Source organism: Micromonospora thermarum, assembly GCF_012034245.1.
GTDB classification, from domain to species: Bacteria; Actinomycetota; Actinomycetes; order Mycobacteriales; family Micromonosporaceae; genus Micromonospora; species Micromonospora thermarum.
Window position 1 is genome coordinate 146,445 of record NZ_JAATEO010000001.1, and the last position, 23,013, is coordinate 169,457.

The following is a 23,013-nucleotide window of genomic DNA, read 5'->3' on the forward strand; positions in this document are numbered from 1 at the left end:
ACCGGATCGGCATCGGTGCGCGCCGATGGCGAACACACACACAATCGGGAGACGGCAGTGGACGAGGTCCGCAACCTGATCATCATCGGCTCCGGGCCGGCCGGCTACACGGCGGCGGTCTACGCCGCGCGCGCCAACCTCAAGCCGCTGGTCATCGAGGGCGTTCAGTCCGGCGGTGCGCTGATGACGACCACCGAGGTGGAGAACTTCCCCGGTTTCGCCGACGGCATCCTCGGCCCCGAGCTGATGGACAACATGCGCAAGCAGGCCGAGCGGTTCGGCGCGGAGTTCCTGACCGACGACGTCACCCGCGTCGAGCTCAAGGACACCGGCGAGATCGGCTCGGACGCGGTCAGCACCGTCTGGGTGGGCGAGACCGCCTACCGGGCCAGGGCCGTCATCCTCGCCACCGGCTCCGCCTGGCGCCCGCTGGGCGTGCCCGGCGAGCAGGAGTACCTCGGCCACGGCGTCTCCTCCTGCGCCACCTGTGACGGCTTCTTCTTCCGCAACCAGCACATCGTCGTCGTCGGCGGAGGTGACTCGGCGATGGAGGAGGCCAGCTTCCTGACCCGGTTCGCCGAGTCGGTGACGATCATCCACCGTCGCGACACGTTCCGCGCCAGCAAGATCATGGCGCAGCGCGCGATGGGCAACGACAAGATCAAGGTCGAGTGGAACACGGTCGTCGAGGAGATCCTGGGCGCCGACGGCAAGGTCTCCGGCGTCCGCCTCCGCAACGTGCACACCGGCGAGACCAAGGTGCTCGACGTGACCGGCGTCTTCGTGGCCATCGGCCACGATCCCCGCAGCGAACTCTTCCGTGGCCAGGTGGACCTGGACGGCGAGGGGTACGTGAAGGTCCAGGCGCCCAGCACCCGGACCAGCATCCCGGGCGTCTTCGCCGCCGGTGACCTGGTCGACCACACCTACCGGCAGGCGATCACCGCCGCCGGCACGGGCTGCGCCGCCGCCCTGGACGCCGAGCGCTTCATCGCCACGATCCAGGGCTGAACAACCGAAACAATCCCGAGGAGGGTCGTAGTGGGAGCAACCAAGTCGGTCACCGACGCCAGTTTCGCCACCGACGTGCTGGAGTCCGACAAGCCGGTTCTGGTGGACTTCTGGGCCGAGTGGTGCGGGCCGTGCCGGAAGGTGTCGCCGCTGCTCGAGGAGATCGCCGGCGAGATGGGTGACCAGGTCACCATCGTCAAGCTCAACATCGACGAGAACCCGGAGACCGCCCGCACGTACCGCGTCATGTCGGTGCCGACCCTCACCGTGTTCAAGAACGGCGAGCCGGTGCAGTCGATCGCCGGCGCCAAGCCGAAGGGCGAGCTGGTCAAGCTCATCCAGTCGGCGCTCTGACCTGCACTGACGCCTCCGACCCCGCACCCGGCAGCACACGGGTGCGGGGTCGACGTCTTTTCCCGGCCCGCACACCTCCGGCCCGGCGAGCGCATAACCTCAACCCAGAGGCTGTCGGGAAACCCCGGGGCGAGCGAGGCGGAGTCCAGCCGGGGATCCGGCGAGGCGGAGGTCGTCCGGATCCCGGTGTCTATCCGGACCGGCCTCCGACACCGCCGGTCGTCGGCTGGGCCCGCCGCAGCCGCTGGGGGGGTTCCCGACAGCCTCTCAGGGCCGCCCGGCCAGCCAGCGTCCGTGCAGAGGGGGTCGAGCGTGCGTCCGATCCGATCTGGTGACCGTGGACCAGCGGTCACGGAGATCCGTACCGTGCTGGCCACCCTCGACCTGCTCTCGCCCTCGGTACCGGATGCCGACGAGTTCGACGCACACACCGAACGGGCCGTGCGGGCGTTCCAGCAGTCCCGTGGTCTGAGCGTGGACGGTCGGGTCGGCGCCGAGACGTGGCGGGCCCTGGACGCCGCCCGTTGGCGGCTCGGCGCCCGCACCCTCTACCACGCGGTGCCCGAACCGCTCACCGGCGAGGACGTCCGGTCGCTCCAGGAACGGCTGCTCGAGATGGGGTACGACGTGGGCCGGGCGGACGCGATCTACGGCGTACGGACCTCGCGGGCCGTCGCCCAGTTCCAGCGGGAGGTGGGGCTGCCCCCGGACGGCACCTGCGGACCGCACACCATGAACGCCCTGCGCCGGCTCGGCCGCAAGGTCGTCGGCGGGCGGCCGCAGTGGCTGCGTGAGTCCGACGCGATCCGGCAGTCCGGGCCCACCCTGGTCGGGCGCACCATCGTCGTCGACCCCGGCCACGGCGGCACCGACCCCGGTGTGGTGGTGCCCGACGGTGCGCTGCGCTGGACCGAGGCGGACCTGGTCCACGACCTCGCCAGCCGGCTGGAGGGGCGGCTCGCGGCGGCCGGAGTGCGGGTGCAGCTCACCCGCGGGCCGGCGCTGCGGGAGTGCCTGCCCGACGTCGACCGGGCACACCTGGCCAACTCGCTCGGCGCCGACGTGTTCATCTCGCTCCACCTCGACGGGCACGCCAACCCGGCCGCCGAGGGTGTGGCGACGTACCACTACGGCACCGACAACGGGGTGACCTCGGCGACCGGGGAGCGGCTGGCGGGTCTCGTGCAGCGGGAGATCGTCGCGCGGACCGGGCTGCGGGACTGCCGCACCCACGCCAAGGCGTGGGACCTGCTGCGGCTCACCCGGATGCCGGCGGTCCGCGTCGAGGTGGGCTACCTGACCTCGCCCACCGACCGGGCCCAGCTGGTCGACCCGCGCTTCCGGGACCGGGTGGTGGAGGCGATCGTCGCCGCCGTGCAGCGGATGTACTACCCGGTCGAACGGGACGTCCCGACCGGGTCGATCGACGTGAGCGAGCTGCGGGCCGTGGTGGCCGCCGGGACGGTGGTCGACTGACCGGCCCCGCGGTCGCTGCCGCTCGGCCGGCGACCGCCGCTCGCCCCGGCCTTCACCTCCGGGGCCGCCGTGGCGCCTCGGGCCGCCGCGGCCCCGGAGGCGGCCGTCAGCGGGCCGTGGAGCGGGTCGCCGGGGCCGGGCGGACCGGCCTCAGCAGCGTCTCCGGGCTCATCGAGCCCAGCAGCTTCTCCAACGCGTACTCGACGTCGGACTTCCAGCTCAGCGCCGTACGCAGCTCCAGCCGCAGGCGGGGGAAGCGCGGGTGCGGGCGGACCGTCTTGAAGCCCACCGAGAGGAAGAAGTCGGCGGGCGCCACGCAGGCCCGCGTCGGGTCGTCGGCGTCACCGAACTTCGCGTCGCCGAACGCCTCGATCGCCTTGATGCCGCGCTTGGTGAGATCCCGGGCGACGCCCTGGACGAGCATCCGGCCGAGCCCGCCACCGGCGAAGGCGGGCACCACGTTCGCCGTCATGAGCAGCGCCGCGTCGGCCGAGACCGGTGAGGTGGGAAAGGCCATCGAGCGCGGCACGTACGCCGGCGGCGCGTACATCACGAAGCCGGCCGGCATGCCGTCGACGTACACCAGCTTGCCGCAGGAGCCCCACTCCAGCAGCGTCTGGGAGACCCACGCCTCCTTCTCCAGGCCCGGGTCGCCGGCGGCGCACGCCCGGTCCGCGGAGACCGGATCGAGCTCCCAGTAGACGCACTGGCGGCACGGGCGGGGCAGGTCCTCCAGGGTGTCGAGGGTCAAGCTGACCAGACGTCGCGACATTGGCGCATCCCCACATTAGGCTCGGAGGTGAGACTGGCACGGAACGACACCGCCGCCTTCCCTGCCCCCGACGAGCGATCGTACGCCGCCGACGAACGTCACGGGAGGGGACGCGCAAACGGTCACCGGGGGGAGTGACGGGCCGTCCGGGATGTGGACCTGGCCGTCCGGCCGGCGACGCACCTGGTGGGTGGCGGCTAGGATCGGCATCCGGCGCCCCGAGTCGCCATGGTCGCCGGAGTCCCGGGTACGCCCGGGGCGGGGAGGCACCCGAGCACGCATCGAGGTGATGGCATGACCGGCACGACGCTCGACGACTACACCGACCGGTACGCCCGGCGGGTCCGCGGCATGACGGCCTCGGAGATCCGGGCCCTCTTCGCGGTGGCCAGCCGGCCGGAGGTGGTCTCGCTCGCCGGTGGTGCCCCCTACATCGCCGCCCTGCCGCTGGACGCGGTCGGCGACATGCTCGGCCGGCTCGGCGCCGACCACGGGGTCACCACCCTCCAGTACGGCATCGGCCAGGGCACCCTCGAGCTGCGCGAGCGGATCTGCGAGGTGATGGCGCTCTCCGGCATCGACGCGGCGTGCGGCGCCTCCCCGGAGGACGTGGTCGTCACCGTCGGCGGGCAGCAGGCGCTGGACCTGGTCGCCCGTCTCTTCCTCGACCCGGGCGACGTGGTGCTCGCCGAGGGTCCGACGTACGTCGGGGCACTCGGGGTGTTCCAGGCCGCCCAGGCACAGGTCGTGCACGTCCCCATGGACGACGACGGGCTGATTCCGGAGGCACTGGAGGCGGCCATCGCCGAGCAGGCGCGGGCCGGACGCCGGGTGAAGTTCCTCTACACCATCCCCACCTACCAGAACCCGACCGGCGTGACGCTGACCGAGCAGCGGCGCGAGCGGGTGCTCGACATCTGCGAGCGCGCCGGCCTGCTGGTGGTCGAGGACGACCCGTACGGCCAGCTCGGCTTCGAGGGTGACGCCCCCGCGCCGCTGCGCGCCCGCCGCCGGGAGGGCGTCTTCTACCTGAGCACGTTCTCCAAGACCTTCGCCCCGGGCCTGCGCGTGGGCTGGATCCTCGCGCCGCACGCCGTCCGCGACAAGCTGGTGATCGCCAGCGAGGCGCAGATCCTCTGCCCCAGCGGCTACGCCCAGGCGGCCGTGTCGACGTACCTCGGCACGATGCCGTGGCGCGAGCAGCTGAAGGTCTACCGGGAGGTCTACCGCGAGCGGCGGGACGCGATGCTCGACGCCCTCGCGGACCTGATGCCCGCCGGCACGACGTGGACCCGCCCCGGCGGCGGTCTCTTCGTGTGGGCCACGCTGCCCGACGGGCTCGACTCGAAGGCGATGATGCCGCGCGCCATCGCCGCCCGGGTCGCGTACGTGCCGGGCACCGGCTTCTACGCCGACGGCACCGGCACGGGCCACATGCGGCTCAACTTCTCCTTCCCGCCGCCAGAGCGGATCCGCGAGGGCGTCCGGCGGCTGGCCGGCGTCATGGAGCAGGACATCGCCATGCGCCGGGTGTTCGGCGCGGTCGGCCGTCCGGGATCGCGGCGTGGCCAGGCCGGTTCGGACACCCCGGGACCTGACTTGGCATGATTCCGGCATGCGAACGACCGCTGCCGACTCCTCCGTCGTGACCGACCTGCGCGTGCTGGTGCTCGCCGGCGGGCTCTCCTACGAGCGGGACGTCTCGCTCCGCTCCGGCCGCCGCGTGCTGGACGCCCTGCGCGCCGTCGGTATGGACGCCGAACTGCGCGACGCCGACGTCGCCCTGCTGCCGTCCCTCACCGCCGACCCGCCGGACGCCGTGGTGATCGCCCTGCACGGTGCCACGGGCGAGGACGGCTCGCTCCGGGGCGTGCTGGACCTCTGCGACATCCCCTACGTCGGATGCGACGCGCGCGCCTCCCGGCTCGCCTGGGACAAGCCGTCGGCGAAGGCGGTGCTCCGGGAGGCGGGCATTCCCACGCCGGACTGGGTGGCGCTTCCGCACGACCGTTTCTCCGAGCTGGGTGCGGTCGCCGTGCTGGACCGCATCGTCGACCGGTTGGGCCTGCCGCTGATGGTGAAGCCCGCCCAGGGCGGTTCCGGTCTGGGCGCAGCCGTGGTCCGCGACGCCGCATCCCTGCCGGCCGCGATGGTGGGTTGTTTCGCGTACGACTCGACCGCGCTGGTGGAGCGGTACGTGCCCGGCATGGACGTGGCCGTCTCCGTGGTCGACCTGGGCGACGGCCCGCAGGCCCTGCCGGCCGTGGAGATCGTCCCGCGCAACGGCGTGTACGACTACGCCGCCCGGTACACCGCCGGCCGCACCACCTGGCACAGTCCGGCACGGCTGGCGTCCGAGGTGACCGGTGCGGTCGCCGAGGTGGCCATCGCCGCCCACACCGCCCTCGGGCTGCGTGACCTCAGCCGGGTGGACCTGATCGTCGACGAGGCCGGACAGCCGCACGTCCTGGAGGTGAACGTCTCTCCGGGCATGACCGAGACCTCGCTGCTGCCGCTCGCGGTGCAGGCGGCCGGCCTCGACTTCGGCCGGGTGCTCGGCACCCTGGTGTCCCGCGCCGCCGCCCGCCGCGACTGACCCCCGGTCGGCCCGCTCGCTCCGGAGCCGCCGCAGATCCTGGAAATCCCTTTCTCGGAAGGAGGGGTCCGGGGTCTGCGGCGGCTCCGGTCAGTCGCGGGGCGTGGTGAGCGCGGTGGCGGGGGCCGCCAGATCGCCGGACGGGGTGCCACCGCCGGAGCGGTCCAGAGCGGCGGTCCCGGCGGTTGCGTCGGTGACGGTCGGCCCAGTGGTGGCGGGCGCGTCATCCGTCCCAGCGGTGGTGGTGCTCCCGACCGGGCCGGCCGTGTGGGCCGCGCTGTCCGTGGCGGCCGTCCGGTCCGTGGGGGCAGAAGACCCGACCGTGAGGCCGTCCGTCGCCCTGGCTTCGGCTCCGCCGGCGGTGGGCGCGTTCGGTCCGTCAGTCGACGGGCCGGCGGCGGTCGAGCCACCGACCGTCGACGGGCCGGCGATGCTCCCGGGCGACGGGGCATCCGAGCTCTCGGCCGCCGAAGCGTCGGTCGCGGTGGTCGGCGGGGCGGTGGTACGGCCGGACGGCTCGCCGGTCGACGGGATCGGAGTTTCCTCGACCGAGCCCATCACCGAGGTGCCCCCCTCCTCGGCCGGCGTGGTGGTCGCCACCGGCGCGCTGAAGCTCGACGGCGCCTGCCACTGGATGCGGGGCGGCTCGGCCAGCGGGCGCCCGCCGAACTCCGCCAGCCACGCGGCGACCAGGGCGAGATTCTCCCGCCACGTCGGCTCGGAGATCGGCGGCAGGATCGAGTCCCACAGCGGAAGGAACGTCCCGCGGAGCTGGAGCTGGCCGTACGGGCGGGCGAGGAACCACATGTGCAGGTGCGCGGAGCCGTCGCCCCAGCGGTTGACGTGCACCCGGGCCACACCGTCCAGCGAGCGGATGGCCCGTTCGAGCCGGACCGTCATCACGCCGAGTTCGGCAGCGAGCAGGTTCGGCAGATCACCGAGGTCGAGATGGGATCGGGATTCGAGGATCAGCACCATCGGGAGGCCGGTGGGCCGGTCCATGGCGCGGACCCGCCATCGCTCGCCCACCCAGATGTAGGCCTCGTCGGGGGCGTTGCAGGCGGTGCACTCCCGGTGCCCCTCGCCCCTGCGGGGCGGCTCGACCGGGACCGGATCATCGAGTTGCTTGACGCGGAGGTCGCCCTCGAAGGGGAAGGACGGCCATTCCGCGAAGTCCGGAAGTGAGGGAGGGGTGTCGTGCACGACGCTGACCCTAGCCGGTTCCGCGACCGCTGTCCCTCCCTGTTCCGCACCCAATCCTGGCCGGCTCTTCCGGCCCCCGAACCGGTCCGTCGGCGAGATATCCACAGGGTGGTCAGGTGCCGACCACAGGCCGTCATCCACAGGTCAGCGCGGGATTTCACGCGCTGTTTCACGTGAAACGGGGGCAGCCTGTGGACAACCGCTGTGGACAACGGCGGCCCTTCCGCGACGACCGACGCACCTCGGTTTCACGTGAAACGACAGGCCTCACGGACGCGGGAACGTGGACGACCCTGGGCACCGAACCCCGGCCACCGATCGCTCTCCTGGCCGCCCTCGTGTTGCCCGACTCGGGGAGACCTGCCTACGCCGTGGCCGCGACCCGTGACGGCCCGCGCCCGCCGACGCGTCGGTCATCGCCGCCCTACTGCGTCCGGACCGGTATCCGCCTGGCGGCGATCCCGGAGGTGCTGGAGGCGCACGCCGCCGCCGTCGGCCGCATGGCCGAGACGGCGGGGCGACGATACGGGCCCGGTTGATGGTGCCCGGTAGAAACGACTCGGCCGCGTGGTCACCCGGTCGGGACCACGCGGCCGAATGCGGCGTACCGGTGTCAGGCCTCGGGCTCCTCCCGGTCGACCCCGATGATGCCGACGATCCGCTCCAGGTCGTCGACGGTGGCAAACTCGATCGTGATCTTTCCCTTGCTGCGGCCGATGTCGACCTTCACGCGCGTGTCGAAGCGGTCGGAGAGCCGGTCCGCGAGATCGGACAACGCCGGTGCGTGCGGCTTCGGGCGGCGCTTGGCCGACTCCTTGCGGCCGGTGTTCTCGCTGAGCGACAGCGCGACGATCTCCTCGGTGGCCCGCACCGACAGGCCCTCCGCGACGATCCGCAGGGCGAGCTGCTCCTGTGCCTCCGCGTCGTCGAGGCTCAGCAGCGCCCGGGCGTGCCCGGCGGAGAGCACCCCGGCGGCGACCCGGCGCTGCACCTGAGCCGGGAGGTTCAGCAGCCGGATCGTGTTGGAGATCTGGGGTCGGCTCCGCCCGATCCGTCGGGCCAGCTCCTCGTGCGTGGCGCCGAACTCGTCCAGCAACTGCTGATATGCGGCCGCCTCTTCCAGCGGGTTCAGGTTGGCCCGGTGGATGTTCTCCAGGAGCGCGTCCCGGAGCATCGCGTCGTCCCGGGTGTCCCGGACGATCGCGGGGATGTTGTCCCGGCCGACCGCCTGCGCCGCACGCCAGCGCCGCTCGCCCATGACGAGTTCGAACTTCTCGCCGTCGAGCTGGCGGACGACGATCGGCTGCAGGAAGCCGACCTCCTGGATGGAGACCTTCAGCTCCTCCAAGGCGTCCTCGTCGAAGACCTGCCGTGGCTGTTTCGGGTTCGGCACGATCGCGTCGACGGGGATCTCAGCGAACCGGGCCCCCGGCACCGGGCTCAGCGCCGGCTCGTTCGGCCGGACGGCCGGCGGAGGTGCCACGTCGGTCACAGCCGGATCGCCGGCGTTCGGATCGAACGCACCGGTCGCCGCGGTCGCCGCCGGTCCAGTGGGGATGAGCGCGCCCAACCCTCGGCCCAGACCGCCCCGAGGACGGTTCTTCATGCCACGCCTCCCGGCGACTCGTACCCACTACGCATTGCGGCTCACCGGCGCCACGGCGCCCCGCTCAGCGATCTCCTGGGCGGCCTCAAAGTAACTCGTGGCCCCCCGCGATCCGGGATCGTAGGTCATCACCGACTGGCCGTAGCTGGGTGCCTCCGAGACCCGGACGTTGCGCGGGATGACCGCCTGGAGCACCTTGTCGCCGAAGTGGTTCCGCACGTCCTGCTCCACCGCGTCCGCCAGCCGGGTACGCCGGTCGTACATGGTGAGGAGGATCGTGGAGACCTCCAGGCGCGGGTTGAGGTGCTGACGGACCAGGTTGATGTTGTTGATCAGCTGGTTCAGCCCCTCCAGCGCGTAGTACTCGCACTGGATCGGGATGAGGACCTCCTGCGCGGCCACCAGGGCGTTGACCGTCAGCAGGCCCAGCGACGGCGGGCAGTCGATGAAGATGTAGTCGAAGTGGCCGGGGTACCCGGCGATGGCCCGCTGCAGCCGGGACTCGCGAGCCACCACGGAGACCAGCTCGATCTCGGCGCCGGCGAGGTCGATAGTCGCCGGGACGCACCACAGGTTGGGGATGCCCTCGACCGCCTGGGCGACGTCCTCCAGCGGCACGCTGTTGATGAGGCAGTCGTAGACGTCCGGCACCCCGGTGTGATGCGGGACGTTCAGCCCGGTCGAGGCGTTGCCCTGCGGGTCGAGGTCCACCACCAGCACCCGGTTACCGTGCAGGGCCAGTGCCACCGCCAGGTTCACCGTCGTGGTGGTCTTCCCCACGCCGCCCTTCTGGTTCGCGACGCACATCACCCGGGTCCGCTCCGGACGAGGCATGGTCACCTCACCGCTCGGATTCAGGATCTGCACGGCCCGCATCGCTTCCATCGCCAACGGTGGGTCATCCTCTTCGCGCGTCGGGGTTTCACGTGAAACGTACGTGGCGTCGTCCTCGTCATGCCCGTACGGCACGGCCGGACTCGCCGTCGTGTCGGTCACCCGACCGGCGTCCGCCACCGACGCGGGCGCGGGCTGCTGGGGGACGGCCACCTCGAAGCGCGTCGGGGCGGCAGCGTTGCCCCGAGCCGCAGTGGCCCGATCAGCCGCTGGCGCCTTGCCGACCCGCGACTCGTCAGGGGCCGGCCGGGCGGCCGGCAAATCCGGCGGTACGGGTCGGGCGACGCCGGTCGCCGGCGGGTCGCGCTGTACGACCGGCTCCCAGTCCGGCGGCCGGTGGGACGGGCCTACCGACGCGCCGCGCGCCGCCCAGCCCGGGTAGTCGGTTTCACGTGAAACAGAGTCGCCCGCTGACCCGGTCACGCGTGGATCGTCGTACCTGCCGTCGTCATGCACCTGTCATCCCTGCCCGCTTCGGATGGTCGGTCCGCACCCCGTCAACGGGCCGCACCTGCGCTCTCGCTCGGAGCTGCGACCCGGCGGAAGCGGTCGGGACCCGGTGAACGTCCGTCGCCGCCCGCTCCACATTATCGACGCGCGGCCAGCCTACGGCTCGCGGGCACAACCGGTCCACGTCGGGTTCGCATCCCGCCCACCCGTATCGGTTCAACGACGCAGACGCCGGGCAGGAAAGCCGGATCGGCGGATCCGGCACGAGGAGAGACCCCGACACGCGCGGAGGGGCCCGAGTCGGCGGGGCACGGGGAGTCCGCACTGGTCAGCACGGGAAGCCGGACAGCGCGGGTAGGCCCGCGCCGCCCGGAGAACGCGCGGGTCGAGCCGGGGCGCGCGGCGCAGCCCGGCTTGCGCGGCCGGGACAGCGCGGGGGCGGCCGGGACAGCGCGGGGCGCGGCGGGAGAGTCAGCGGCGGCGGCCGCCGCGTGAGCGCTTCGGGGACTTCGGTCGCGCCGGTCCCACCACCCACTCACGCACGATCTCGACCACCGTCGTCGGGGGATCGATCACGCCTTCGCCACAACGGTGGACCTCGGGCGTACCGCCGCCGAGCCGGCTCACGGTCGCCGCGTGCTCGGCGATCTCCTCGGCGGCCGACGCGCCCTTGAGAGCGATCAGCCGGCCGCCCGGCACGGCCAGCGGCAGGCACCACGTCGAGAGGCGGTCCAGCGGCGCGACGGCGCGCGCGGTGACCACGTCGCCGGCGAGGGGTTCCGTCCCCGCAGCGCCCGCGGCCGCCTCCTCGGCCCGCCCCCGGAACACCCGGACCGTCCGGCCGAGCCCGAGGTGTTCCACCGCCTCGACGAGGAAGGCGGTGCGGCGGGCGAGGGGCTCGATCAGGGTGACGGTCAGGTCCGGCCGTGCGACGGCCAGCACCAGGCCGGGGAGCCCCGCGCCGGATCCGACGTCGAGCACGGCCGCGCCCGACGGGATGCGCTCCGCGACGGCCGCGCAGTTGAGCAGGTGCCGGTCCCAGATCCGGGGCGCCTCGCGCGGCCCGATCAGACCCCGGATCACCCCGTCGGTCACGAGCAGTTCGGCGTACGCGGCGGCCAGGTCGAGCCGGTCGCCGAAGAGGGCACGCGCGGCACCGGCCAACTCCGGCGGCAACGTGGCGTCGGTCGGGTCCGGCGCAGGGCGGGAGCCGACAGGGGACGGCCCGGGTGGCGTACCACCCGGGCCGGACGCGGCACCCGCCGCGGTGTCGTCGTGGGTCACCCGGTCAGTCCGCCAGCCGGACGATGATGCGCCGGTTCGGCTCGACGCCCTCGGACTCGCTCTCCACACCGCTCATGGCGTTGACAACGTCGTGGACGCACTTGCGCTCGAACGCGGACATCGGCTCCAGGCGCACGGGCTCGCCGTGCTCCTTCACCTTCTCCACCGCGTTCTTCGCCACGGCGGCGAGTTCCTTGCGGCGGCTGGCGCGGTAGCCGCCGACGTCGAGCAGCAGCCGGCTGGGGGTGCCGGTCTGCCGGAAGACGGCGAGCCGGGTCAGCTCCTGGAGCGCCTCCAGGGTGGCGCCGCGCTGGCCGACCAGGTTCTGCAGGCGGGCGCCGACCACCTCGACCACCGGACGCCCGCCGGAGACGAGCTCGTCGATATCCCCGTCGTAGTCGAGGATGTCGAGCAGGCCCTCGACGTAGTCCGCGGCGATCTCGCTCTGGCGGAACAGGTCGCTCTCGGCGGCGGCCTTCTTCTCCTTGCCCCCGGCGGCCGCCTCGTCGGTCTCGTCCGCGTCGGGCGCGGCGGTGGGCTCGGTTCCCTCCGCGTCCACGGACTCGTCGGCGCTGGGGATGCTGGTGTCGGTCACGGTGTCATCTCCGTACTCGCTCGGCCGGACCGTCGGTCCGCTGGTCTCCCGAAGGCCGGCGGGAGGTCGCCGATGCCCGCGGGCACGTCTGTACGGGCAGTTTCGCCCGTCGCCGCGTCACGCGCGGCTCTTTGCGCACCGGCGCCGGCCGTACGGCGGCGGCACGGTGCGGAACGGGCCGCCGCCGGTGTCCCGGACGGCGGCCCGGACGGCTCAGCCTTGCCGCTTGGCGGGGCGCCCCTTCTTCGGGTTGACCGGCTTGGCGCCGGGCTTCGGGCCGGCCACCTTCGGCGCGGCCGGCTTGGTCGGCGCCGGCGGGGCGGCCTTACGGCCGAACAGCCCACCGGTCTTCGCCGGCTGCACCGGGTTACGCGCACCCGAGGTGCCCGACTTGGCGGCGGTGACGCTCGGCGGCGGCGGGAACTTGCGCAGCACCCACTGCTGCTGGGCGAGCGTGAAGAGGTTGTTCGTGACCCAGTAGATGATCACGCCGATCGGGAAGATCGCGCCGGAGACGAGCAGCGACAGCGGGATGCCGTAGAGCATCAGCTTCTGGATCATCCGCTGCTGCGGGTCCTCCGCCCAGCCGGTCTTGAGGATCATCTGGCGGCTGGTCAGGTAGGTGGTGCCCATCATGACCAGCACCAGGACGCCGGCCATGACCTTGACGGTGGTGCCGTTGGCGCCCAGGAGGGCCAGTTCCTCGGTGGTCGACCCGAACTTGCCGGCGATCGGCGCGGTGAACAGCTTCGCCGCCGACGCGCTCTGGAACTGGTCGACCGACCAGCCGTAGAGGGTCTTGAGGTCGTTGCCCGGGCTGAGGCGGCGCAGCACGTGGAAGAGGCCGAGGAAGACCGGGATCTGGAGGAACATCGGAAGGCAGCCCATCAGCGGGTTGGCCTTTTCCTTCCGGTAGAGCTCCATCATCTCCCGCTGGAGCGTCTCCCGGTCACCCTTGTGCTTCTCCTGCAGCGCCTTGACCTGCGGCTGGAGCGCCTGCATGGCCCGCTGGGACTTGATCTGCTTCACGAAGACCGGGAAGAGGATCACCCGGACGGTGACCACCAGGAAGATGATGGCGAGGATCCAGGCCCAGTTGGTGCCGAGCACCGCGCCGTCCGGTACCCCGATGGCGTCCCAGGCCCGATGCCAGACCAGCAGGATCCACGAGATCGCGTAGTAGATCCAGTCGAGACTCAATTTGTCAGGCTCCAGTCACATCGGCACGGCGGCGACCGCCCGGCTCCGGCACCGGGTCGAATCCACCTGGGTGGAAGGGGTGGCAGCGCAACAACCGCCGGACCGTCAGGCCGGCTCCCCGGAACGCGCCGTGGCGGCTGACCGCCTCGAGGGCGTACGCGCTGCACGACGGGTAGAACCGACAACGGGCCGGCAGAGCCGGACTTATCCACCGACGGTACGCGATGATGGGCCCGACCAGCACGCGGGCACCGGGTGACGTCGGCCGTGGCGCGTCCTGCCCCGTACTCACCGGGACCGCCGCCCCCGCGGGGCGCGCGCAGCCGCGATCGCCGCGTCGAGGTCGGCGCCGAGCCGCTGGTACGACGCGTCGGCCGCCGCTGGCAGGGCGCGTACCACGAGGGTGCTGCCTGCCGGCAGGTCGGCGAGCCGCTCGCGGACCAGGTGCCGCAACCGGCGGCGGACCCGGTTGCGGACGACGGCGTTCCCGACCGCCTTGGACACGACGAAGCCGGCGCGGGCGGGTGCGGGAGTTTCCTCCGCACCGGTCCGCGCCGGCTCCGGCGAGGTTGCGGCCGTCGGGGTGACCGGCAGGCTCAGGTGAACGACGACGGCACCGCGTCCGACGCGCCGGCCACCGCGGACCGCTGCGGCGAAGTCAGTGCTGCGCCGCAGTCGCTGCGCGGCGGCCAGCACGACTGCCCACGTCCTGCGGATCGGGCCCGGTCGGCGTCAGGCCGCCAGGCGGGCGCGACCCTTGGCGCGACGGGTCGAGAGGATGGCACGGCCGGCACGGGTGCGCATGCGCAGCCGGAAGCCGTGGGTCTTGGCGCGCCGGCGATTGTTCGGCTGGTAGGTGCGCTTGCTCACGTCAGGCTCTCCGTTGTCGTGCCCCCGGGCGAGGGGATCGCCGGGGGTCGTGTCATTGTCCGGGTCACCTCGACGGTGACCTCCGATCGGCGCTGCCCGGCGACGCGGGACCTCGACGGTGCGGGGAAACGACCGCGGGCAGCGAGCACCCATCACCCTAGCAGAGGGCGAGAGAGCAGCCGCTCCAGCCTACGCAGGGGCGCAACGACCGTCAAACACTCCCACCTGCGGTGACACCCACCACGCCGGGCGACCGAAGCGGCGCTTTTCACGGATGCCGCCAACGGTGGCCGCGCGTCGGCGGTTGATGGCGCGCGGACATCGCTGTTACCGTGCCCGATTGCGGTAAGAGGCTGTCGGGAAACCCCGGGGCGAGCGAGGCGAAGGCCAGACGGCGATCCGGCAAGGCGGAGATTGGCGCGGATACCGGTGTGGTGTCCGGACCGGCCTCCGACGCCGGCGGCCGTCGGCTGGGCCCGCCCCAGCCGCTACGGGGTTTCCCGACGGCCTCTAGGCGTCGACGGGTGCGGTCGCCGCCGGCAGGCAAGACCGGACAGGGCGGTGGATCGTTCGGCACGGTGTACCCGCTTCAGCGCCCGTACAGCAGGGGGGCAGGTCCGACCCGCGTCCGGCGGGCGGCCACAATCGCACGTACACAGGCTGTGGATAACTTGTGGACGAGGATCGGTCGGCCGTCCGGGTGAGGGTGTTCCACCCGCTCGAACGCGGCGGGCCCGGGACGGCCGACGGGGAGAACGGCGGCGTCCGGGGGAGCAGAGGCGAGGGGGTGGCACGACGGTGGCCGGTACGACCGACCTTGCCGCGGTGTGGACGGCGACGACCGACGAACTCGCCGACGAGATCATCTCCGCGCAGCAGCGGGCGTACCTGCGGCTGACCCGGCTCCGGGCGATCGTCGAGGACACCGCACTGCTCTCCGTCCCGGACGCCTTCACCCGGGACGTGATCGAGTCGCGCCTGCGCCCGGCGATCACCGAGGCGCTCACCCGCCGGCTGGGCCGGCCGATCCAGGTCGCGGTCACCGTACGCGTGCCGGAGGACGGCTCCGGTCGCCCCGCGGGCACCGTCTACCGCAGCACCCCTGAACCGGAGCCGGGCGAGGCGTACGGCAGCGGGCCGGACGGCCTGGTGCCGGAGGACGACGCCGGCCGGCAGCTCCCGCTGATCCCCGAGCAGGCCCAACCCGAACGGCGCGTCGAGGAGCCGGCCGGACCGCCGCCCCCCGTCGCCGAACGCGTCCCCCCGATGGGCCGGGACGCGCAGGAGCCGTTGTTCGGCGACGTCTTCGCCGAACCGCCCCGGCCCGACCCTCCGGTCCGCCGCCCGGAGCGACGCGGCTTCGACGAGCAGGCGGCCCGGCTCGACCCGGCGGTGGACGGCCGCGCCTTCGACGCCCGGTACCGCGAGGACGGGGTGTCGCCGCGGGACCAGCACGTGATCCGGTCCCTCCCGCGGGACCTCGGCACCGACAGCGGCCCGGGGCGGGTGGACCACCACCGGCCTGGCGGCCGGGAGGACCGGCGCCTGCCGGCACCCGCCGACAGCGGCGGCAACCGGCTCAACCCGAAGTACATGTTCGAGACGTTCGTCATCGGCTCGTCGAACCGGTTCGCGCACGCCGCGTCCGTGGCGGTGGCCGAGTCGCCGGCGAAGGCGTACAACCCGCTGTTCATCTACGGCAGCTCGGGGCTGGGCAAGACCCACCTGCTGCACGCCATCGGGCACTACGCCACGACGCTGGGCAACGCCCGCTCGGTCCGGTACGTCTCGACCGAGGAGTTCACCAACGACTTCATCAACTCGCTGCGGGACGACAAGACCAGCGCGTTCCAGCGTCGCTACCGGGACGTGGACATCCTCCTGATCGACGACATCCAGTTCCTGGAGAACCGGGAGCGGACGCAGGAGGAGTTCTTCCACACCTTCAACACGCTGCACAACGCCAACAAGCAGATCGTGATCACCTCCGACCGGTCGCCGAAGCAGCTGGCGACCCTGGAGGACCGGCTGCGGACGCGGTTCGAGTGGGGCCTGCTCGCCGACATCCAGCCGCCGGACCTGGAGACCCGGATCGCCATCCTGCAGAAGAAGGCGGCCCAGGAGCGGCTCTTCGCCCCGCCGGACGTGCTGGAGTTCATCGCCTCGCGGGTGTCGAACTCGATCCGCGAGCTGGAGGGCGCGCTGATCCGGGTGACCGCGTTCGCCAGCCTCACCCGCTCGTCGGTCGAGCTGTCGCTGGCCGAGGAGGTGCTGCGGGACTTCATCCCGGACGGCGCCGGTCCGGAGATCACCGCCGACCAGATCATGGTCTCCACCGCCGACTACTTCGGGGTGAGCCTGGAGGACCTGCGCGGGCACTCCCGCTCGCGGGTCCTCGTCAACGCCCGCCAAGTGGCCATGTACCTGTGCCGGGAGCTGACCGACCTGTCGCTGCCCCGGATCGGGCAGGCCTTCGGCGGCCGGGACCACACCACAGTCATGCACGCCGACCGGAAGATCCGGCAGCAGATGGCCGAACGCCGCTCGCTCTACAACCAGATCGCCGAGCTGACCAACCGGATCAAGCAGACCACCTGACGCCTGCCCGCCCCGTACCGAGGCACCCGGCCGGACCACCGGCCGGGTGTTTCCGTCTCGTCCACCGCCCGGGGTTGACCCTCGACATGGTGGAGACCACAGCATGGGGGCCGTGACCGTTCACGCCCCGGCTCGTTGTCCACAGCTTGTTATCCACCGCCGGTGGACAACTACCGTCCGCCCGCCACCCGGTTACCCACAGGTTGTGGAGAAACCCTGGGGACGACGCTGTGGACGCCTGGGGACAAGGTCGTCGTTGTCCACCGCGGACGGTGCCCCTGTGGGCAAGCTGTTGAAGGTTCTGGGGATGACGTCGATCGAGACGCGTCCCGTGATCCACAGGACTGGGGAGAAAGTCGGTGGATTACCGGTGGACAACCGGTGGACAACGGTGGACAGGCTGGGGGCAGCCGACGCCTGTGGATCGCGACACGGGTTGTACCCCTGGTTCTCCACAGCGAAACCACCGGTGGATAACCTGTCTGACCTGCGCGGACGACGGTTCTCCACAGTTTGCACAGGTGCGATGAAGACGACTAGTTAGATCTTCTAAGACAACAAAAACCAATCATCACCGTTGGACTTTCTGTGGATCGGGCCGGAGGCCGCCGTCGGCGGCTCGCCGGCACCGGGACGGCACGGGGTCGGGCGCACAGCCGATGCCCATGCGCCCTAAGGTGCGATGGGTACCCGCACGCTCAGGCGGGTCGGTAGGCAGCGGTCGGCATGAGAGAGTTGTCGCTGACGTCGACGCGGAGGCATTGATGAAGTTCCGAGTGGAGCGCGACGCGCTCGCCGAGGCCGTGGCCTGGACCGCGAAGAGCCTGCCCAACCGGCCGTCCGTGCCGGTGCTCGCCGGCGTGATGCTGCGCGTCACCGACGGCAACCTGCAGGTGTCGGGTTTCGACTACGAGGTCTCCAGCCAGGTGACCGTCGAGGTGCAGGGTGACGCCGACGGCGCCGCCCTGGTCTCCGGCCGGCTCCTCGCCGAGATCACCAAGGCGCTGCCGGCCAAGCCGGTCGACATCGCCGCCGTGGGTGCCCACCTCGAGCTGGTCTGCGGCAGCGCCCGGTTCACGCTGCCCACCATGCCGGTGGAGGACTATCCCGCCCTGCCGGAGATGCCGGAGAGCGCGGGCACGGTCGACGCGGCCGCGTTCGCCGCCGCCGTCGCCCAGGTCGCCATCGCCGCCGGCCGGGACGAGACGCTGCCGATGATGACCGGCGTGCGCATCGAGCTCTCCGGCCGCACCCTGTCGATGCTCGCCACCGACCGCTACCGGCTCGCGCTGCGCGAGATGGAGTGGAACCCGGACGACCCCGAGATCAGCCTCAACGCGCTCGTGCCGGCCCGGACCCTGCACGACACCGCGAAGGCCCTCGGCCCGCTCGGCGGCCAGGTGACGATGGCGCTGTCCCAGGGCGCTGCCGGGGAGGGCATGATCGGCTTCGCCGGCGGCACCCGCCGCACCACCAGCCGCCTGCTCGACGGCGCCAACTACCCGCCGGTGCGCTCGCTCTTCCCCGCGAGCCACAACGCGCAGGCCCAGGTGCCGGTCAGCACTCTCATCGAGGTGGTCAAGCGCGTCGCGCTGGTCGCCGAGCGCACCACGCCGGTGCTGCTGAGCTTCAGCGCCGACGGGCTGGTCGTCGAGGCCGGCGGCACCGAGGAGGCGCGTGCCAGCGAGGCCATGGAGGCCACCTTCACCGGCGACCCGCTGACCATCGGCTTCAACCCGCAGTACCTGATCGACGGCCTCGCGAACCTGGGGGCCCAGTTCGCCGTGCTCTCGTTCGTCGACGCCTTCAAGCCGGCGGTGATTTCGCCCGCCGGCGAGGATGGCGAGGTTCTCCCCGGGTACCGGTACCTCATCATGCCGATCCGCGTCTCCCGCTGATCGCACCCGAGTAGAACCACGACGCACGGAGGTAGGGACAGATGCAGCTCGGCCTGGTAGGGCTCGGCCGGATGGGCGGCAACATGCGCGAGCGGTTGCGCGCGGCCGGCCACGAGGTGGTCGGCTTCGACCACAACGCGGAGCTGAGCGACGTCGCGAGCCTGGCGGAGCTGGCGGAGAAGCTGGAGGCTCCCCGCGCCGTCTGGGTCATGGTCCCCGCCGGCGTCACCGACGCCACCATCGACGAGCTGGCCGACGTCCTCGGCGCGGGCGACATCATCATCGACGGCGGGAACTCGCGGTTCAGCGACGACGCTCCCCGCGCCGAGCGTCTCAACGACCGCGGCATCGGGTACATCGACGTCGGCGTCTCCGGCGGCGTGTGGGGCCGGCAGAACGGGTACGCCCTCATGGTGGGCGGTGCCCAGGAGCACGTCGAGCGGCTCATGCCGATCTTCGAGGCCCTCAAGCCGGCCGGTGAGTTCGGCTTCGTGCACGCCGGGCCGGTCGGCGCCGGGCACTACGCCAAGATGGTGCACAACGGCATCGAGTACGGGCTCATGCACGCCTACGCCGAGGGCTACGAGCTGCTGACCGCGTCCGAGCTGGTGACCAACGTCCCCGGCGTGTTCAAGTCGTGGCGTGAGGGCACCGTCGTCCGTTCCTGGCTGCTCGACCTGCTCGACCGCGCCCTCGACGAGGACCCGGAACTCGCCGAGCTGAGCGGTTACACCGAGGACACCGGCGAGGGCCGGTGGACCGTGGACGAGGCGGTCCGGCTCGCCGTCCCGCTGAACGTCATCACCGCCTCGCTCTTCGCCCGGTTCGCATCCCGACAGGACGACTCGCCCGCCATGAAGGCCGTCGCCGCGCTGCGCCAGCAGTTCGGCGGGCACGCCGTCCGCAAGCGCTGACGCCCGTCCACAGCCTGTGTACGTCCGCCGGCTCGAACTGGTCGACTTCCGCTCGTACGAGCGGGTCGGCGTCGACCTCGAACCGGGGGCGAACGTCCTCGTCGGCCCCAACGGCGTCGGCAAGACCAACCTCGTCGAGGCGCTCGGCTACGTGGCGACCCTGGACTCGCACCGGGTCGCCACGGACGTCCCCCTCGTCCGCATGGGCGCCACCTCGGCGATCATCCGCTGCGCCGTCGTGCACGAGGGGCGCGAGTTGCTGGTGGAGCTGGAGATCGTGCCGGGAAAGGCCAACCGCGCCCGGCTCGGCCGGTCGCCGGCCCGCCGCTCCCGCGACGTGCTCGGCGCCCTGCGCCTGGTGCTCTTCGCCCCGGAGGACCTGGAACTCGTCCGGGGCGATCCGGCCGAGCGCCGCCGCTACCTCGACGACCTGCTGGTGCTCCGCCAACCCCGGTACGCCGGGGTTCGTGCCGACTACGAGCGCGTGGTCAAGCAACGCAACGCCCTGCTGCGCACCGCGTACCTCGCCCGCAAGACCGGCGGCTCCCGGGGCGGGGACCTGTCCACCCTCGCGGTCTGGGACACGCACCTCGCGCGGCACGGCGCCGAGCTGCTCGCCGGCCGTCTCGAACTGGTCGCCGCGCTGACCCCGCACGTCACCAAGGCGTACGACGCGGTGGCCGCCGGCAAGGGCGCCGCGGGCATCGCGTACCGGCCGTCGGTGGAGCTGACCGAGCCGACCACCGACCGGGCCAGCCTGGCCGACGCGCTGACCGCCGCGCTCGCCGAGTCCCGGTCCGCCGAGATCGAACGGGGCACGACCCTGGTCGGCCCGCACCGCGACGACCTCGCGCTGACGCTCGGCCCGCTGCCGGCCAAGGGGTACGCGAGCCACGGCGAGTCGTGGTCGTACGCGCTGGCGCTCCGGCTGGCCGGATACGACCTGCTGCGTGCCGACGGCATCGAGCCGGTGCTCGTGCTCGACGACGTCTTCGCGGAGCTGGACACCGGCCGGCGGGAACGCCTCGCCGACCTGGTCGGCGGCGCGAGCCAGCTGCTGGTGACGTGCGCGGTGGACGACGACGTACCCGCGCGACTGCGCGGCGCCCGGTACGCCGTCGGCGAGGGGACGGTGCACCGTGTCAGATGAGTCGCAGCCGGGCACAGCCGGCCCGGCACCGAGCCGCGCCGCCCCGACCGGGGCGGGCGGTGCGCGTACTCCCTCGGGAGCCGGCGGCCGAGGCGGCCGGGCGGGCCGACCGGCCGGAAGCGGCGCGGACGCCGGGCGGACCTCCGACGGCGGGCGGACCTCCGACGGCGGGCGGCCCGGTCTCCGGCCGGGATCGGACACGGACCGGCCGGCCGGTGGCGACGCTCCGTCTGGCGCGGACGGGAAGCGGGTGCCCGACGGAGGGCGCCGGACCCGCGCGGCCGGACCCGCTGGGGAGGCCGCGCAGGCGACGGACCCCGCCGGTGCGACCGCGGGCGGCGGCGAGACCGGAACCGCGGACCTGCCGCCCGGGGCATCGGGGCCGCAGCTCGCGCGGGCGGTGCTCGACGCGGCGAAGGCCCGCCGGGAAACGGCGGCGAAGACCCGGCGGCGGAGCCCGGGCGGCGGCGGTGACGGCGGTGGAGAGCGGCGGCTGCGCGGTTACTCCGGGCCCGGGCCGGACCCGCGCGACCCGCAGCCGCTGGGCGTGGTCCTGGACCGGCTGGTGAAGGCCCGGGGCTGGCAGCAGCCGGCGGCCGAGGCGACCGTCTTCGGGGCCTGGGAGCGGGTGGTCGGGCCGGAGGTGGCCCAACACAGCCGGCCGGTGAAGCTGGAGGACGGCGAGCTGACCGTCGAGGCCCGGTCCACGGCGTGGGCAACCCAGCTCCGGCTGCTCGCGGGCTCACTGCTCCAGCAGATCGCCCGTGAGGTCGGCCACAACGTGGTGCGCAAGCTGCACATCCACGGGCCGGCCGCGCCGTCCTGGTCGCGCGGCCCGCGCCGGGTGCGGGGTCGCGGACCCCGCGACACGTACGGGTGACGGTCAGTTTCCGCGCCGGGCCTCCCGCTCGGCGCGCTTGCGCTCCCGCTGCTCGCGGCTCCACTGCTTGCGCCGCTCCAGATCCTGCTTCCACCCCCCGCGATCGTCGAGCGGCTCGGGCTGCCGCTGGCGGACCTGCGGCACCTGCACTCGGTGCTGACGAGCGTGATCGCGGCCGCCAACCGCGCCGTGACCGCCGGCCCCGGCCCGGCCGACGGCGGCGTGGACCGACCGCCTCAGGCGTCGGCGTAGACCGCGAACCCCCGGTCGGCGCAGCGGCGGTAGAACGCGGCGAGCACGCTCAGCTCGGCGCAGGTGAAGGTCCACTGCGGCGGGTCGCCGTTCTCGTCCCGCAGCCGGTCGAGCCGGCTGTCCAGCCAGCGCAACTGCTGCTCGGCCAGGCGTCCGTCGCCCAGCAGCGAGCGCAGCACCTCGCTGACCGACTCGAACGTGACCGCCTCGCCGACCGGGCGGTGGCGGGCCACGAACTTCTCCACCCCGTCGGCGATCCACGAGCAGCCGTCCGGATCGATCACCGGATCCTCGTCCTCGGCCGAATTCTCTGTGGCGTACAGCACATTCTCCAGCCCGAGGATCAGGTCGACCAGCTCGGTGTACGCGGTCGCCCGCACCGTGCCGGTCTTCGCGATCAGCTCGGCGAGCGCCGCCGTTGGTGCCGAGATGCGTGGCATGTCCACGATTTCGCCGAAGTCGACGAACTCGGCCGGTGCGACCGGGTCGTAGAAGCGGCCGGTCCGCGGCCAGTGCACCGCGACGTTGTCCAGCCCCATCTGGCGTCACCTCTCAAGCCCGTGTCCGTTCGAACGGGTCGATCGTCCGGTTCCCGCCCCCAAAGATCAAGCCGCTGTTCGTAGCGGCGCGGGACACGCCGGGCGCGGGACCGCCGGACGGCCGGTGCGGGCCGTCGATAGGGGCGGCGCGTGTAGGGGGAGTCGCGGACGGCGAAGTTCGGCCCGCTACGGAGGTCTGAGACGGCCCGCGGGGGTGCCGAGTGGTGGTTCTGTCGCTCGCGCACAGTAAGATTGACGCTGAGACGAAGACCCGGTGCGGAGCGACGAGACACGGGGCCGGTGCGGGCCCCGCGATCATCGTCCCACGTCGGGTCGAGCCGATCGCGATCCGCGGGCAACCGCGGCGACCGGCGCGTTCGACCCGCAGCCCGGATGAGTCCCCGGCGCGCCGGTCCGCGTGCCGACGTCGCGTCCTGTCCGCCGAACCCCGCGCCCGGCGCGCGCCAACCG

General features: G+C 72.7%; 22 protein-coding genes. 10 read left to right on the forward strand and 12 right to left on the reverse strand.

Annotated elements, in window-relative coordinates:
• The first annotated feature begins 57 nt into the window (after positions 1-57).
• The 3 genes from trxB to HCJ94_RS00755 all read left to right on the forward strand — a co-directional run bounded on the left by trxB (position 58) and on the right by HCJ94_RS00755 (position 2,841).
• Positions 58-1,011: a thioredoxin-disulfide reductase gene (trxB, locus tag HCJ94_RS00745; RefSeq protein WP_167998991.1), complete on the forward strand. Its 954-nt coding sequence runs from the start codon at positions 58-60 to the stop codon at positions 1,009-1,011.
• Between the two features lie 30 nt (positions 1,012-1,041).
• Positions 1,042-1,365 (forward strand): thioredoxin, encoded by a 324-nt coding sequence (trxA, locus tag HCJ94_RS00750; protein WP_167998992.1) that lies wholly within the window; start codon positions 1,042-1,044, stop codon positions 1,363-1,365.
• A gap of 312 nt (positions 1,366-1,677) precedes the next feature.
• Entirely contained in the window at positions 1,678-2,841 is a 1,164-nt protein-coding gene (locus HCJ94_RS00755) for an N-acetylmuramoyl-L-alanine amidase (protein ID WP_167998993.1), read from the forward strand.
• A gap of 106 nt (positions 2,842-2,947) precedes the next feature.
• Here the strand turns inward: HCJ94_RS00755 and HCJ94_RS00760 are convergent, their stop codons facing one another.
• Entirely contained in the window at positions 2,948-3,613 is a 666-nt protein-coding gene (locus HCJ94_RS00760; protein ID WP_167998994.1) for a GNAT family N-acetyltransferase, read from the reverse strand.
• 294 nt (positions 3,614-3,907) lie between these two features.
• On the opposite strand from HCJ94_RS00760, the gene HCJ94_RS00765 reads away from it, so the two are divergent.
• Complete coding sequence (locus HCJ94_RS00765; protein ID WP_167998995.1) at positions 3,908-5,221, forward strand: aminotransferase-like domain-containing protein; 1,314 nt, start codon at positions 3,908-3,910, stop codon at positions 5,219-5,221.
• A 7-nt stretch (positions 5,222-5,228) separates the two neighbouring features.
• Positions 5,229-6,209: a D-alanine--D-alanine ligase family protein gene (locus HCJ94_RS00770; protein ID WP_167998996.1), complete on the forward strand. Its 981-nt coding sequence runs from the start codon at positions 5,229-5,231 to the stop codon at positions 6,207-6,209.
• A gap of 90 nt (positions 6,210-6,299) precedes the next feature.
• Here the strand turns inward: HCJ94_RS00770 and HCJ94_RS29810 are convergent, their stop codons facing one another.
• The 9 genes from HCJ94_RS29810 to rpmH form a co-directional block, all read right to left on the reverse strand.
• A complete protein-coding gene (locus tag HCJ94_RS29810; protein WP_240943763.1) occupies positions 6,300-7,187 on the reverse strand; it encodes a hypothetical protein in 888 nt (295 codons plus the stop codon).
• An 838-nt stretch (positions 7,188-8,025) separates the two neighbouring features.
• Positions 8,026-9,018: a ParB/RepB/Spo0J family partition protein gene (locus HCJ94_RS00780; protein ID WP_167998997.1), complete on the reverse strand. Its 993-nt coding sequence runs from the start codon at positions 9,016-9,018 to the stop codon at positions 8,026-8,028.
• A 27-nt stretch (positions 9,019-9,045) separates the two neighbouring features.
• Complete coding sequence (locus HCJ94_RS00785) at positions 9,046-10,065, reverse strand: ParA family protein (RefSeq protein WP_373684175.1); 1,020 nt, start codon at positions 10,063-10,065, stop codon at positions 9,046-9,048.
• Positions 10,066-10,833: 768 nt separating this feature from the next.
• Positions 10,834-11,538: a 16S rRNA (guanine(527)-N(7))-methyltransferase RsmG gene (rsmG, locus tag HCJ94_RS00790; RefSeq protein WP_205800478.1), complete on the reverse strand. Its 705-nt coding sequence runs from the start codon at positions 11,536-11,538 to the stop codon at positions 10,834-10,836.
• 112 nt (positions 11,539-11,650) lie between these two features.
• Positions 11,651-12,241 (reverse strand): Jag family protein, encoded by a 591-nt coding sequence (locus tag HCJ94_RS00795; RefSeq protein WP_167998999.1) that lies wholly within the window; start codon positions 12,239-12,241, stop codon positions 11,651-11,653.
• Positions 12,242-12,454: 213 nt separating this feature from the next.
• Positions 12,455-13,441 (reverse strand): membrane protein insertase YidC, encoded by a 987-nt coding sequence (yidC, locus tag HCJ94_RS00800; protein ID WP_167999000.1) that lies wholly within the window; start codon positions 13,439-13,441, stop codon positions 12,455-12,457.
• Positions 13,442-13,445: 4 nt separating this feature from the next.
• Positions 13,446-13,733, reverse strand: a complete 288-nt coding sequence (gene yidD / locus HCJ94_RS00805) for a membrane protein insertion efficiency factor YidD (protein ID WP_155329603.1) — start codon at positions 13,731-13,733, stop codon at positions 13,446-13,448.
• Entirely contained in the window at positions 13,730-14,137 is a 408-nt protein-coding gene (rnpA, locus tag HCJ94_RS00810) for a ribonuclease P protein component (protein ID WP_167999001.1), read from the reverse strand. Before rnpA ends, yidD begins: the two co-directional genes overlap by 4 nt.
• 36 nt (positions 14,138-14,173) lie before the next feature.
• Positions 14,174-14,311: a 50S ribosomal protein L34 gene (rpmH, locus tag HCJ94_RS00815; RefSeq protein WP_155329601.1), complete on the reverse strand. Its 138-nt coding sequence runs from the start codon at positions 14,309-14,311 to the stop codon at positions 14,174-14,176.
• Between the two features lie 798 nt (positions 14,312-15,109).
• Here rpmH and dnaA point away from each other — a divergent pair.
• The 5 genes from dnaA to HCJ94_RS00840 all read left to right on the forward strand — a co-directional run bounded on the left by dnaA (position 15,110) and on the right by HCJ94_RS00840 (position 21,751).
• On the forward strand, positions 15,110-16,909 hold the full coding sequence (gene dnaA, locus HCJ94_RS00820; protein WP_167999002.1) for a chromosomal replication initiator protein DnaA: 1,800 nt from the start codon (positions 15,110-15,112) through the stop codon (positions 16,907-16,909).
• A gap of 764 nt (positions 16,910-17,673) precedes the next feature.
• Positions 17,674-18,807 (forward strand): DNA polymerase III subunit beta, encoded by a 1,134-nt coding sequence (gene dnaN / locus HCJ94_RS00825; RefSeq protein WP_167999003.1) that lies wholly within the window; start codon positions 17,674-17,676, stop codon positions 18,805-18,807.
• A 41-nt stretch (positions 18,808-18,848) separates the two neighbouring features.
• Entirely contained in the window at positions 18,849-19,721 is an 873-nt protein-coding gene (gnd, locus tag HCJ94_RS00830; RefSeq protein ID WP_167999004.1) for a phosphogluconate dehydrogenase (NAD(+)-dependent, decarboxylating), read from the forward strand.
• Positions 19,722-19,737: 16 nt separating this feature from the next.
• Entirely contained in the window at positions 19,738-20,871 is a 1,134-nt protein-coding gene (gene recF, locus HCJ94_RS00835) for a DNA replication/repair protein RecF (RefSeq protein ID WP_167999005.1), read from the forward strand.
• A 250-nt stretch (positions 20,872-21,121) separates the two neighbouring features.
• Positions 21,122-21,751: a DciA family protein gene (locus HCJ94_RS00840; RefSeq protein WP_373684176.1), complete on the forward strand. Its 630-nt coding sequence runs from the start codon at positions 21,122-21,124 to the stop codon at positions 21,749-21,751.
• A gap of 3 nt (positions 21,752-21,754) precedes the next feature.
• Here HCJ94_RS00840 and HCJ94_RS00845 read toward each other — a convergent pair whose 3' ends face one another.
• Positions 21,755-21,901 (reverse strand): hypothetical protein, encoded by a 147-nt coding sequence (locus HCJ94_RS00845; protein WP_167998867.1) that lies wholly within the window; start codon positions 21,899-21,901, stop codon positions 21,755-21,757.
• Between the two features lie 86 nt (positions 21,902-21,987).
• A complete protein-coding gene (locus tag HCJ94_RS00855) occupies positions 21,988-22,542 on the reverse strand; it encodes a hypothetical protein (protein WP_155329594.1) in 555 nt (184 codons plus the stop codon).
• Positions 22,543-23,013 lie beyond the last annotated feature (471 nt).